13 protein-coding genes are annotated in these 12,844 nt (G+C 45.1%); all 13 read right to left on the minus strand.

Translation table 11 applies throughout. From position 1 onward, the window contains the following. Positions 1-51: 51 nt before the first annotated feature. Positions 52-1,017: a lipoyl synthase gene (lipA, locus tag MN199_RS02100; protein WP_335738270.1), complete on the minus strand. Its 966-nt coding sequence runs from the start codon at positions 1,015-1,017 to the stop codon at positions 52-54. After that, on the minus strand, positions 1,010-1,684 hold the full coding sequence (lipB, locus tag MN199_RS02105; RefSeq protein WP_335738271.1) for a lipoyl(octanoyl) transferase LipB: 675 nt from the start codon (positions 1,682-1,684) through the stop codon (positions 1,010-1,012). The genes lipA and lipB overlap by 8 nt, the downstream gene beginning before the upstream one ends. An 81-nt stretch (positions 1,685-1,765) precedes the next feature. Beyond that, the gene (ybeD, locus tag MN199_RS02110) at positions 1,766-2,047 is read right to left on the minus strand and encodes a DUF493 family protein YbeD (protein ID WP_132581871.1); all 282 of its coding nucleotides are present in this window, start codon (positions 2,045-2,047) and stop codon (positions 1,766-1,768) included. Positions 2,048-2,142: 95 nt separating this feature from the next. Beyond that, on the minus strand, positions 2,143-3,300 hold the full coding sequence (locus MN199_RS02115; protein WP_132581873.1) for a serine hydrolase: 1,158 nt from the start codon (positions 3,298-3,300) through the stop codon (positions 2,143-2,145). 46 nt (positions 3,301-3,346) lie between these two features. Then, positions 3,347-4,159, minus strand: a complete 813-nt coding sequence (locus tag MN199_RS02120; protein ID WP_335738272.1) for a septal ring lytic transglycosylase RlpA family protein — start codon at positions 4,157-4,159, stop codon at positions 3,347-3,349. Beyond that, complete coding sequence (gene rodA, locus MN199_RS02125) at positions 4,159-5,277, minus strand: rod shape-determining protein RodA (protein WP_335738273.1); 1,119 nt, start codon at positions 5,275-5,277, stop codon at positions 4,159-4,161. The genes MN199_RS02120 and rodA overlap by 1 nt, the downstream gene beginning before the upstream one ends. Then, a complete protein-coding gene (mrdA, locus tag MN199_RS02130; RefSeq protein WP_335738274.1) occupies positions 5,270-7,138 on the minus strand; it encodes a penicillin-binding protein 2 in 1,869 nt (622 codons plus the stop codon). Before mrdA ends, rodA begins: the two co-directional genes overlap by 8 nt. Positions 7,139-7,140: 2 nt before the next feature. Beyond that, entirely contained in the window at positions 7,141-7,611 is a 471-nt protein-coding gene (gene rlmH / locus MN199_RS02135) for a 23S rRNA (pseudouridine(1915)-N(3))-methyltransferase RlmH (protein ID WP_335738275.1), read from the minus strand. Positions 7,612-7,617: 6 nt separating this feature from the next. Next, positions 7,618-7,923 (minus strand): ribosome silencing factor, encoded by a 306-nt coding sequence (rsfS, locus tag MN199_RS02140; protein ID WP_418338071.1) that lies wholly within the window; start codon positions 7,921-7,923, stop codon positions 7,618-7,620. A gap of 77 nt (positions 7,924-8,000) precedes the next feature. Then, complete coding sequence (gene nadD, locus MN199_RS02145; protein WP_132581883.1) at positions 8,001-8,651, minus strand: nicotinate-nucleotide adenylyltransferase; 651 nt, start codon at positions 8,649-8,651, stop codon at positions 8,001-8,003. Beyond that, positions 8,644-9,693, minus strand: coding sequence for a DNA polymerase III subunit delta (gene holA, locus MN199_RS02150; RefSeq protein WP_335738277.1), 1,050 nt, complete (start codon positions 9,691-9,693; stop codon positions 8,644-8,646). The genes nadD and holA overlap by 8 nt, the downstream gene beginning before the upstream one ends. Positions 9,694-9,712: 19 nt before the next feature. Beyond that, entirely contained in the window at positions 9,713-10,192 is a 480-nt protein-coding gene (locus MN199_RS02155) for an LPS-assembly lipoprotein LptE (RefSeq protein WP_132581887.1), read from the minus strand. Between the two features lies 1 nt (position 10,193). After that, positions 10,194-12,785 (minus strand): leucine--tRNA ligase, encoded by a 2,592-nt coding sequence (gene leuS, locus MN199_RS02160; protein WP_335738278.1) that lies wholly within the window; start codon positions 12,783-12,785, stop codon positions 10,194-10,196. Positions 12,786-12,844: the final 59 nt, after the last annotated feature.

A 12,844-nucleotide genomic window follows, 5' to 3' on the forward strand; every position in this document is an offset into this window, starting at 1 on the left:
CGGCTTTCAGTAAAAAGAACAGCCGCTACGGGAAGCGCAAACTGATGTTACTTAACTAATATCTTCACCAGCCGCTTGGCGATCGGCGTGGTAGCTTGAGCGCACAAATGGGCCACTGGCGACGTGTTTAAAGCCTAGCTCATAAGCAATACGTTTTATTTCATCAAACTCTGCCGGTGGCATATAACGCTTAACGGGTAAGTGGTGTTTACTCGGCTGCAGGTACTGGCCTACGGTAAGCATATCAACGTCGTGCTCACGCAAGTCTTTTAGCACTTCAATTAGCTCTTCAGTAGTTTCACCTAAACCTACCATTAAACCCGACTTGGTAGACACTTGCGGGTGCGCGGCTTTAAAGCGCTTTAATAGTTGTAGCGACCACTTATAGTCGGCACCTGGCCGTGCCAGCTTGTATAAGCGTGGCGCGGTTTCTAGGTTATGGTTAAACACGTCCGGCGGTGTTTGCGTTAGTATGTCTAATGCCGTATCCATCCGGCCGCGAAAATCGGGTACTAACACTTCAATTTTAATCTGTGGGCTGTGTTGGCGAATTTCACTAATACAATCAGCAAAATGCTGGGCACCACCGTCGCGCAGATCGTCACGATCTACTGAAGTAATAACTACGTATTTTAACTTCATATCACGGATAGTTAATGCAAGTTTTTCTGGCTCTTCTGCGCTAGGCGGTAATGGACGGCCATGAGCAACGTCACAAAACGGGCAGCGGCGGGTGCAAATAGCACCCAAAATCATAAAGGTGGCCGTACCGTGATTAAAACATTCGGTCAGGTTTGGGCAGGCCGCTTCTTCGCATACCGAATGCAGGCCGTGTTTGCGTAATGCGCCCTTGATCTGATCAATACGTTCAGAACTTTTTGGCAGTTTAATTTTCAGCCACTCTGGCTTGCGCAGCATTTGCTCAGGCTCTGTTGGCAATACTTTTATTGGAATAAGCGCCATTTTTTCAGCGTCGCGCAGTTTAACGCCAGGTTCCATGCGTGCAGTTTTAGTCATTTTGCCAGTCTAACCCTGTTGTGTGCTGCGGTGTTGCGACATTCAATTGCTGCAAAAAACACTGCACTATTTGCTGTTTGGCCTCGGCAATATTTTGCGGGCCGCCTAAATCTTTACTCTGTACCATTTGCATACCGGCATAACCACAAGGGTTAATGCGAGAAAATGGCGTTAAATCCATATTTACGTTTAATGCTAAGCCATGAAACGTACAGCCTTTGCGTACTCTAAGGCCTAGTGAGGCTATTTTAGCCTCATCAACGTATACGCCTGGGGCGTCTGCTTTGGCATAGGCGAGAATACCGTATGGCAATAATAGTTGGATTAGTACTTGCTCAAGCATAGTGACTAATTGGCGTACGCCTAAATTACGACGTTTTAAATCCAGCAACACATACACCACAAGCTGACCTGGGCCGTGATAGGTTACTTGACCGCCTCGGTCTACCTTAACCACAGGAATATCGCCAGGAAACAGCAGGTGCTCTTCTTTACCGGCTTGGCCTTGGGTAAACACTGGATAATGCTCTAATAACCAGAGCTGATCTAGCGTGGTAGCGTTACGCTGATCGGTAAACTGCTGCATGGCTTGCCACACCGTAGTGTAGTCTTGTACGCCAAGCTCTCGTACTACAAGCTGGTCGGCTATGTCTGAAACTGCGTTCATCTAGGATCCGGCGTATTTAAAATGCGCGGTATTATACCGTTTTATCACGATAATACGAATGGCACTGCAGGTGGTACTACCTTAGAGTACGTAACGCACCAGTTCTATTTTGCCAAGTTCAGTGTACAGCAGTTCAATATGATGTTTGCTGGTAACAGTAACATTTACTGTAACTGAGTGATAATTACCTTTACTACTAGGTTTGACGATGGGGCTGTAATCACCCGCATCAGTGTGCTGACGCACAACCGTCATTATGTGGTCGACGAGATTTTCGTGAGCCACACCGAGAATTTTAAAGTTAAATGAGCAAGGAAACTCAAGATATTCATCAAACTTAGTGTCTTTTACTTCATGCGCCATGGCTATCTCACTATCGCGGGGCTATTACATCCGCGTTTATTGTAACAAAAAGTCCCGAACATTGCCGGGACTTGATACGTTAACCTACAGATTTACTAATTAAACTGCATTTTAATCGAATCAATCATTCGGCTGAAAAAGCCGCCTTCAGCTGCATCTTCAAGCGCGACTAAAGGGTAGGTAGCAATATCTTCACCGTTAAGTTTTAAATACACAGTGCCAACCTGTTGCCCTTTATTGATGGGGGCAATCAGTTGTTGATTCAAGGTGAAATCTGTTTGTAAGTTTTTGCTCTGACCGCGGGCTATGGTTACCTGTGCGTCTTGTAAAATACCTAGCTTGATTTTATCTTGCTTCCCTTTCCAAATTTGCTGTTCAGCAAACTCTTTACCTGCAGCGTAAGGCACAATGGTTTCAAAGAAGCGAAAGCCGTAAGTGAGTAACTTTTTATTTTCGGTTTGGCGTGCGCGCTCGTTGCTGGTACCCATAACTACTGAGATTAAACGCATGCCGTCACGTTTGGCCGAGGTAATTAAGCTAAAACCTGCTTCGTCAGTATGGCCAGTTTTAATGCCGTCCACTTCTAGGCTGCGATCCCATAATAGTGAGTTACGGTTGTATTGTTTAATTTTATTGTAGGTAAACTCTTTTTCTGAATAGATGGCGTATTCGTCGGGCACGTCACGGATTAATGCCGCTGATAATAGCGCCATATCGCGTGGTGTAGAAAAGTTTTCCGCACTAGGTAAGCCATGTGCATTACCAAAGCGGCTGTTGTGCATGCCTAAACGTTGAGCATGAGCATTCATTAAGTCAACAAAGGCACTTTCGCTACCAGCAATATGTTCTGCCATGGCGACGCAAGCATCGTTACCCGATTGAATGATAATGCCTTTGTTTAAATCAGCGACTGAAACTTGGGTACCGACTTCAATAAACATCAGCGATGAACCAGGGAAATTCTTCGCCCACGCATTTTCGCTAATAGTAACCATGTCGGCGTTAGTAATATTGCCCTTTTTCAGCTCTGTACCAATAACATAGCTAGTCATCATTTTAGTTAAACTAGCTGGGGCTAATGACATATCTGCATTATTTTCTGCTAATACCTTACCTGTATCAAAATCGACAAGTATGTGCCCTTTAGCGGCAACTTCAGGCGCAGAAGGCAAGATAGTTTGTGCTTGGGCAGTTAGGCTAATACTAGCAAAAGTAAGGGCGGCGGCAGAGAAAATATGGCAATAACTATTCATGAGACCTGTTCTTATATTTTATTGATAATGATGGTTAATACAGCGATTAACTGCACAGTGTGCTGTCAGCAAAATAAGCTGACGGGAAACTACCCGCTCTTAATTGATTAAGCCAACGCTGAGCTTGCTGTTTGTCCGTAGTAGGACCAACCAACAGGCGGAAAATTCCACTGGCGGGCTTAATCTCTGTAGGTAATGCCTGTTGTTGATGCAACTGTTGTCGTAATTTGTTTAATTTAGCACTGTCTGAACTGGCAAAAACTTGAATAAAACATTGTTCTGGCTTAGTTGCTTGCGCCAACATAGCTGGTGATTGTAACAGTTCTAGCTTAACTCTGGCTGTACCTAGTTGTAACATGCCGAGTTTATTTGCCGCTGAGTAAGATAAATCAATCACGCGATCGCGATGAAACGGCCCGCGGTCATTAACTCTGACAATAGCCGTTTTGTTATTATCTAAGTTAGTCACCTTAACATAAGAGGGCAGAGGCAAGGTTTTGTGAGCGGCGCTCATGGCAAACATGTTGTAGGTTTCACCATTTGACGTCAGGTGACCATGAAATTTATTGCCATACCACGAAGCCATACCAACTTCATCATGTGCCGTGGCGCTAATTAGCGGGCTGTAATCTTGGCCAAACAAATTGTACGGTTTGTTACCTCCACGGCTTAATGGTTCAGCTAGTGGTGTAGGATCGGTCATTTCTAATAAAGTGGGTAAACGCTGCGGAATACTGTCTTTGTTTTGCTGATAACGCCCAGCGTTAGGTTCTGGCGCACTGGTTACCGACGGTTGGCGTGTGCTACTACAAGCGGTCAGTATAAAAAGGCTAACTAGGGTTATAACAAGATATTTCATTAGGGTGCTGCCAATATACGTTTATGAGTGCCTAGCGACATAATGATACCAAATGCAGCCATTAGCGTTACCATTGAAGTGCCGCCATAACTTACTAACGGCAAGGGCACGCCAACCACAGGTAATAAACCCGATACCATACCTATGTTAACAAAAACATAGACAAAAAACGTTAGTGTAAAGCTGCCGGCAACTAATTTACTGTAATTATCTTGAGCTTGGCTAGAAATAACCATACAACGGTAAATAATAAATAAATACAAAGCTAATAACACTAACACGCCAAGTAAACCAAGTTCTTCACTAATTACGGCAAAAATAAAGTCGGTATGGCGCTCAGGTAAAAACTCTAATTGCGACTGAGTGCCTTGCAAGTAACCTTTACCGTCTAAACCGCCTGAGCCTATAGCAATTTTTGACTGAATAATATGATAGCCAGAACCCAGTGGATCACTCTCTGGATTAAGAAAGGTCAGTACGCGTTGACGTTGATAATCGTGCATCAAAAAGATCCACAGCACCGGTAAAAAAGCCGAAATAATGCAGGCAACAAAAATGATAATATGCCAGCTCATACCTGACATAAACAAGACAAATACACCTGCAGTGGCAATAAGGATTGAGGTGCCGAGATCGGGCTGAACGGCAATAAGTAGTGTAGGCGCGGCACACATTATAACGCCAACGACTAAGTGCCAAATTTTCGGTGGTAGGCTATGTGTGGCAATAAACCAAGCTACAGCCATAGGCACGGCTAATTTCATTATTTCTGACGGCTGAAACTTCATAAAGCCTAAGTCTAACCAGCGCTGTGCGCCTTTACCAATGTGACCAACCATTAATACCGCGACTAATAAAGCTAAGCCGGCAAGAAATAACGGCATTGACCAGCGCCTGAGTGTTTGCGGTTTAATTTGTGCTAAGGCAATCATTACCGCCATTGCGATACCCAGTCGAATTATTTGCCCTTGCATCATGGCGATATTTTGACCAGATGCACTATAAAGAATAACTAAACCAAAACTCACTAATGCTAGCAGACCCAGTACCAGGGGCCCGTCAATATGAAATTGCGTTAATGTACTTTGTCGGGCGGAATTATCAAACAGCTTAGTCATTGCTGTTTACTCCAGCAGAAAAATAATAATCTAATATGTGACGAGCAATAGGCGCGGCATTACTACCACCGCCACCGGCGTTTTCTAGGGCAACCGCGATAACAACAGTGGGGTTATCAAAGGGCGCATAACCAATAAACATTGCATTATCTCGTAAGCGTTCATCAATGGCATTGGCATCATATTTTGCATCTTGGGCAATAGCGGCTAATTGCGCAGTACCGGTTTTGCCGGCAGCATCATAGGTACTGCCAATAAAAGCTTTATGGGCTGAGCCACCTAATTCTTTTACCGTACGATGCATGGTATCCATAGTTACCTGCCAATTTTTTATGTTCACCACTTCTATAACTGGGGTTAAATCAGGCAAGTTTGGTACTTTAGCTTGTTCATCACTAAAGGCGGTAACAAGATGAGGCGTTGGCCGCTCGCCGTGGTTTAATATCACTGAGGTAGCAACGGCCAGTTGCAATGGCGTTGTAGTCCAGTAACTTTGGCCAATACTTAGTGGTACTGTATCGCCTTGATACCATGGCTGGTTATGTTTAGCGCGTTTCCAACCTCGCGATGGCATAATGCCACTACTTTCTTCTAGAATATCAACGCCTGTTTTTTCGCCAAAACCCATTTTACCCATGTAATCAGAAATACGATCTATGCCTAACTTAACCCCTAACTCATAAAAAAAGGTATCACAACTTTTGGTAATGGCTATGTAAAGATCAACCCAACCATGACCCCAGCGTAGGTGGTCGCGATAACGATGGTCAACGTTGGGTAGCATAAAATAACCTGGATCCCAAATTTTGGTTGTGGGCGTAATGGTATTAGTTTCTAAACCAAGTAATGCGAGATGCGGCTTAATGGTGGATGCTGGTGGGTAAGTGCCTTGGGTTACTCGGTTAATCAGCGGTCGATCGCGAGAGTGGAGTAATTCGTTATAGTTAGTTGAGCTGATACCAAGCACAAACAAATTAGGGTCATAACTTGGGTTACTGTAAAACGCCAGTACTGCGCCATCGCGCGGATCCATGGCAACAATAGCTCCTCGTTGTGTTTTAAGTACTTGCTGCGCAGTAAGCTGCAAACCGACATCTAAACCCAAATGAATGTTTTTGCCGGATATCGCAGGCACCGAGCGCAATACCCTAATTAAGCGACCGCGGTTATTTACTTCAACCTCTTGATATCCCATGGTGCCGTGCAGTTCTCGCTGATAAAAACGCTCTAGGCCAATTTTACCAATGTCCCGGCTAGCGGCGTAGTTCGGTGCTTCGCCGTCAGCTTCAAGTTGTTGTAACTCACGCACGTTTATTTTGCCAATATACCCCAATGCGTGGGTAAATAAGTTGCCAAATGGATAGTGGCGGCTTAAGCGGGCTTCAACCGACACCCCCGGAAAACGATGTTGGTTGGCCGCTATTATGGCAACTTCGGTATCATTAAGTTGTTCTTTTAACGCAATGCTATTAAAGCGACGCTGGGCTTTAACTTGCTTTAAAAATGAAGCGGTTTGCTCCGGATTAAGTTCAATCAACTCTGCGATGGCGGCAAGCGTTGACGGCATATCCTTAATTTGTTCGGGTACTAGTTCTAGTGAAAATACCGGCCGGTTTTCGGCGAGTAAAATACCGCTGCGGTCAAAAATAAGGCCGCGATTAGGCGCCATGGGGACGACTTTAATACGGTTGTCTTCAGAGCGGGTTTGATAATCTTGATAAGATACAATTTGCAGCTGGTATTGGTTAAAAATAATGATACAAAAAAGCAGTACCACGACTAGCATTGCAACTACCGCTCTGTGATTAAACAGTCGGGCTTCGGCAGCAAAGTCTTGAATGGCTACGCGCTTTTTTAACATCTTTACTCGCGATGATAAGGGTGATTAGTGCAAATGCTCCAAGCGCGATAGAGGCTTTCTGCCAATACCACGCGAACCAGTGGATGTGGTAATGTTAGGGCTGATAATGACCACTTAGCTTCACTTGCCGCAATACACGCTGGCGCAAGGCCCTCAGGGCCGCCAACTAATAAGCACACATCTCTACCGTCACGCAGCCAGTCTGTTAATTTAGTTGATAGCTGGGGGCTGCTCCACGTTTCACCGGTGACTTCTAGCGTCACTATTCTGCTACCTCGTGGTACGGCAGCCAACATTTTTTCGCCTTCTTGCTCTAAAATGCGCTTAATGTCGGCATTTTTACCGCGTTTTCCGGCCGGAACTTCTATTAGTTCCAGCGGCATATCGCGCGGAAAGCGGCGAGCATATTCGTCATAGCCGCTTTGCACCCACGCCGGCATTTTACTGCCAACAGCAATCAGTATTAACTTCATACTGGCTTAGGCACTCCACAGTTTTTCCAATTGATAAAAATTGCGGCTCTCTTCTAGCATTACGTGCACTACGACATCATCTAGATCGAGTAATACCCATTCACCTGAGCCTTGACCTTCGATACCTAGCGTTTCAATGCCCGCTTTTTTGACTTCAGCTGCAATATAGTCAGCAATAGATCGTGTATGGCGGTTAGATGTGCCTGAGCACACGATCATAAAGTCAGTAACACTTGATTTACCCCGAACATCTAAGGTTATGATATCACGGCCTTTCATGTCGTCAATTTTGTCCTGAATAAAGCTTACCAGCTCGGTTGTTTGCACCCTAATTCCTCTGCGAGTTAAAAAAGCGGCATTTTAGCATAGTTTAAGCCAGTAGATAGCTCTTACGCCTGATAGAGTTGTTGTGTTTGAATATAGTTCAATACAGCAGGATCTAAAGTTTTTGTGCAAAGGCTAGTAATGTTGAGCGATGGCTGACGAAGCTGCTGGCGGATTTCACTAGCACTGATATCGGCTAGCGGATTTTTCAGTACTAAAATACAGCCAGCTTTAGCTTGGCGCTGTAACTTAATATCTGTAACCCCATAGTGACTAAGCATAAATGGTGCGTCGCCGTCATCTGCGCTATAGCCAGGCCGTTCACATACTAGAAGGTGTGCGTATTGAAGAATGTTTTGCCAGTCTTTCCATTGCCGAAAATAGCATAACGAGTCCATACCAATAATAAAGTAGAACTGACTGTTAGGCTCATTTGCCGTTAGTAGCTTTAAGCTGTCGATCGTATAAGAGGGGCTATGTTTATCTAGTTCTAGCCGTTCTAGTTGTAGTTTTGGATAAAGCTGAATAGCCAGTTTTACCATGACTGCGCGTTGTTCAGCGCTAACCCCAGGTGTCTCGCGGTGTGCGGGCAGATGGCAAGGCATTAAGCGCACCTCATCTAACCCGCAGTGTTGTTGTACATAGTTGGCACAACTTATGTGGCCATAGTGTACTGGATCAAAGGTGCCACCTAAAATACCGATATGCTTAATCATAACTGGCCTGTTGTTGCAGTGAGAATACCTTAGGCACAGGTTTAATAAACAACGTAACTAAATGCGCCAGTGCAACTTCTGCATTACTTAGCTGGCCACTTTTATACAAGCGGTCAAATGCTGCTAGCTCTTGTAATAAATAGTCGAGCCAGTTCAATGATAAGCGTTTTAGTGCCGCTTGGTATAGCGGTTGGCGTTTAGGCCAAATTGCCATGCTTTTGTATAGATCATTGGGGTTTTGTTGTAGCTGTATGGCCAGCTGTAACTGACGTAACTGCAATACTTCTTTTTGTAACTGCCACGCAATAATAACCGGTTCAGTATCTTGCTGACATAATCGATGTAAGCGGTGCAATGCGTCGTCTGCTTGACCTTGTAAAATTACATCCACAAGTTGAAATACAGTAAAGTTAGAATAATCAGCCAAAAATGTGTTTAATGCATTAGCATCTAATGGCTGAGGCATATTAGCCAGCGCTAGTTTTTCTAGCTCTTGCCTCGCAGCTAATAAGTTACCGGCGCAGTGTTGCTGTAATAAGGTTAAGGCATCGCTACTTAGCTGCAATTGTAACAGCCGCGCACGGTCGCGCAGCCATTGCTGACTTTGGCGTTCATCCAGTGGGTATATAGGTACTTGCACCGCGTTGGTTTGTAATTGTTTAAACCACGCTAGCTTACTGACTTCACTGTGGCTGCGGTCGCCGTGAATAAGCAAAATAATATCGCTGTGTAATTGCTGAGGTAGCGCTTTTAGTTGTTCATTAGCTGCAGGTGACAGCTTTTGCTGTGCCAGCTCAAGTTCAATCAGACGACGCTCGGCAAATAGCGACATGGCTTGGAGCTCATTACTTAGCTCTTGCCAATCAAATTGCGCATCGGCTGTTAAACTGATGCGCTCGGCATAGCCTTGTTGTTTTGCCGCGGCGCGAATCGCGTCGATAGCTTCAAGCTTTTGCAGTGGTTCATCACCAAATAGCAGGTAACAGGGGGCTAGAGAGCTGTTTAAGTGCGCCGGTAGCTGATTTGCGTACAGTTTTTGCATCAGCAAGCCTGTTCTTGCATTAGTGCAGTCGAGCCAGCTGGCGCATAATGCGGTTCGCGGCTTGCTGGCGTAGCTCGTCAAGCATAAGATCTAACTCTTTAGCTTTAGCCAATGCTTGATTTGGGTCGTCCTGATAATCGCGAAATAGCTCAAACTGATACTCTGAGGGCTCACCGTCAGGCATGGTTAGCGCGTAGCGTACTTTGTAAATCAGTTCGTACTCGGCAACCTGCCCATTTGAAAACAATGACAGCGTACGGCGCTCTAATGTGTCGTTAATTAGATGAAGCATTGGCGCCGACTTTTGATAGCTTTCAAGTAATTGTACTTTATTATACTCTAGCCTTGCGCTGAGCAATGCGGCAAGCTCAGAGTGGCGTTGGCTTTGAATATACATTGCCGAGAAGTGGCTTAGCGGTAAATCGCCGCGCAAATGAAAGCCGCAGCTGCTTAGTAATATACTACTAAACAGCAGGCATATAACGCTAAAGCGGGCCATATTAGCCCACCACCAAGTTCAGCAGTTTACCCGGGACATAAATAACTTTGTGCACACTGACGCCCTCAAGGTGACGGCCAACATTGTCGTCAGCCTTAGCTGCTGTTAATACCGTATCTTGGTCTGCATTAGCCGCTACCGTTACCTTGCCGCGTACCTTGCCATTAACCTGAACTACCACCAGTTTTTCATCTTCTACCATTGCAGCGTGATCGGCTTGTGGCCATGGCGTGTGTTCTATATCGGTGTTTTGACCTAGTTGCGCCCATAAATACTGCGCAACGTGCGGGGTAATAGGGTTAAGCATTTGCAATAGAGCTAATACTGCTTCTTGCATTACTGCGCGGTCTAGCTCTGTGGTTAAACTGGCTTTTTGCAATTTATTGCTTAGTTCCATCACTGCGGCAATGGCGGTATTAAAGGTATAACGCCGGCCAATATCGTCAGATACTTTAGCGATGGTTTTATGTAGCTCACGACGCAAGGTTTTTTGCTCGTTATTTAGTGCACTCAGGTTTAAGTCACCTACGGTGCCACTAGCAATAAAGTCACTAACCAGTGCATAAATACGTTTAATAAAACGATGTGCGCCTTCAACAGCAGAGTCTGACCATTCTAGAGTTTGCTCTGGTGGTGCGGTAAACATCATAAATAAGCGCACGGTGTCTGCGCCGTATAGGTCAATAACTTTTTGTGGATCGATGCCGTTGTTTTTTGATTTCGACATCTTACTCATGCCTGATGCTACAACTGGCTTGCCATCTGTGTTTAATACCGCAGTTAAAATACGGCCTTTTTCATCGCGGCTTACGTTAACATCTTGTGGTGAAAACCACTGTTTGCCACCGTTGTCGGCCTCACGATAAAAGGTTTCTGCTAATACCATACCTTGGCATAACAAGCGTTTAAACGGCTCATCAGATTGTACTAAACCCACATCACGCAGTAATTTATGGAAGAATCGGCTATACAATAAATGTAAAATGGCGTGTTCAATACCACCTATATACTGATCGACTGGGAGCCAGTAATTGGCCTTAGCTGGGTCAAGCATGGCTTTGTCGTGATCAGGACTGCAGTAACGCGCGTAATACCAGCTAGATTCCATAAAGGTATCGAAGGTATCGGTTTCATGAAACGCTTCTTCGCCATTATAGGTGGTTTTTGCCCATTCTGGGTCGGCTTTAATGGGTGATGTTACACCATCCATAACTACATCTTCAGGCAAACGTACTGGTAGTTGGTCTTCTGGTACCGGCACTTGCGAGCCATCTGCAAGATTAAGTATTGGAATTGGTGTACCCCAATAGCGCTGGCGTGACACGCCCCAATCGCGTAGGCGATAGTTTACTTTTACTTCGCCACGACCAATGCTTGCAAGCTTGTCGGCAATTGCTGAAAATGCTTGCTCAAACGCTAAACCGTCAAACTCGGCCGAGTTAATAAGTACACCTTTTTCTGTGTAAGCGGCTTCGTTTAGATCGCAGGTTTGTGCGCTGTTAGCCGCCGGGGTAATAACCTGTTTAATCGGTAGGTTATATTTTTTGGCAAATTCATAGTCGCGTTGATCGTGTGCGGGAACCGACATAACGGCGCCCGAGCCGTAATCCATTAAAACAAAATTAGCTACCCATACCGGCACGGGTTCGCCGGTTAGTGGATGTATGGCATATATGCCTGTAGCGCAGCCTTTTTTCTCCATGGTCGCCAATTCGGCTTCAGCCATTTTGCTGCCTTTGCAGTCTTCAATAAAAGCGGCTAATTGCGCGTTGTGTTGTGCGGCTTTTTGCGCGAGCGGGTGCTGGGTTGCCACGGCAACATAGGTAACCCCATACAGCGTGTCTGGGCGAGTGGTGTATACGCTTAATTGGCTATTATCATCTTTAATGTCAAAACAAATTTCGACACCTTCGGAGCGACCAATCCAGTTTTTTTGCATGGTTTTAACTTGTTCAGGCCAACCATCTAGTTGATCTAAGTCTTGCAATAGCTCTTCAGCGTACGCCGTTATTTTAATAAACCACTGTGCTAACTCACGTTGCTCAACTAAAGCACCTGAACGCCAACCCCGACCATCAATAACCTGCTCATTTGCTAATACACATTGGTCAACTGGATCCCAATTGACGGTAGCCATTTTCTTATAAACCAAACCTTTTTCGTACAACTTGGTAAAAAACCACTGTTCCCATTTGTAATACTCGGGTTTACAGGTGGCTAGCTCTCGGCTCCAATCGTAACCAAAGCCTAAGCGTTTTAATTGAGTGCGCATGTAATCAATGTTTTCGTAGGTCCACTTAGCTGGCGCGGTATTATTGTTTATTGCCGCGTTTTCAGCAGGTAAACCAAAAGCATCCCAGCCCATCGGTTGCATAACATTTTTGCCCTGCATGCGCTGAAAACGGCTAACCACATCGCCTATGGTGTAATTACGCACGTGGCCCATATGTAGACGGCCACTTGGGTAAGGAAACATAGAGAGGCAGTAGAATTTTTCTTTATTTTCATCTTCTACTACTTTAAAGGCGTTGCTTTGTTCCCATTGCTGCTGCAGCGTGGTTTCAATCTGCTGCGGGTTATATTGTTCTTGCATTAAGGTCGTCCGAAAGTGGGGTTAATATAGCTGCCGCTTAAGCGACAAAAAAGTAGCTA

The sequence above is a fragment of the Rheinheimera metallidurans genome (genome assembly GCF_036983985.1).
GTDB lineage: Bacteria > Pseudomonadota > Gammaproteobacteria > Enterobacterales > Alteromonadaceae > Alishewanella > Alishewanella metallidurans.

Excerpts from the sequence above, each read along its gene's own strand:
- lipA (WP_335738270.1), bottom strand. The coding sequence starts at position 1,017 with ATGACTAAAACTGCACGCATGGAACCTGGCGTTAAACTGCGCGACGCT.
- lipB (WP_335738271.1), bottom strand. The coding sequence starts at position 1,684 with ATGAACGCAGTTTCAGACATAGCCGACCAGCTTGTAGTACGAGAGCTT.
- ybeD (WP_132581871.1), bottom strand. The coding sequence starts at position 2,047 with ATGGCGCATGAAGTAAAAGACACTAAGTTTGATGAATATCTTGAGTTT.
- MN199_RS02115 (WP_132581873.1), bottom strand. The coding sequence starts at position 3,300 with ATGAATAGTTATTGCCATATTTTCTCTGCCGCCGCCCTTACTTTTGCT.
- MN199_RS02120 (WP_335738272.1), bottom strand. The coding sequence starts at position 4,159 with ATGAAATATCTTGTTATAACCCTAGTTAGCCTTTTTATACTGACCGCT.
- rodA (WP_335738273.1), bottom strand. The coding sequence starts at position 5,277 with ATGACTAAGCTGTTTGATAATTCCGCCCGACAAAGTACATTAACGCAA.
- mrdA (WP_335738274.1), bottom strand. The coding sequence starts at position 7,138 with ATGTTAAAAAAGCGCGTAGCCATTCAAGACTTTGCTGCCGAAGCCCGA.
- rlmH (WP_335738275.1), bottom strand. The coding sequence starts at position 7,611 with ATGAAGTTAATACTGATTGCTGTTGGCAGTAAAATGCCGGCGTGGGTG.
- nadD (WP_132581883.1), bottom strand. The coding sequence starts at position 8,651 with ATGATTAAGCATATCGGTATTTTAGGTGGCACCTTTGATCCAGTACAC.
- holA (WP_335738277.1), bottom strand. The coding sequence starts at position 9,693 with ATGCAAAAACTGTACGCAAATCAGCTACCGGCGCACTTAAACAGCTCT.
- MN199_RS02155 (WP_132581887.1), bottom strand. The coding sequence starts at position 10,192 with ATGGCCCGCTTTAGCGTTATATGCCTGCTGTTTAGTAGTATATTACTA.
- leuS (WP_335738278.1), bottom strand. The coding sequence starts at position 12,785 with ATGCAAGAACAATATAACCCGCAGCAGATTGAAACCACGCTGCAGCAG.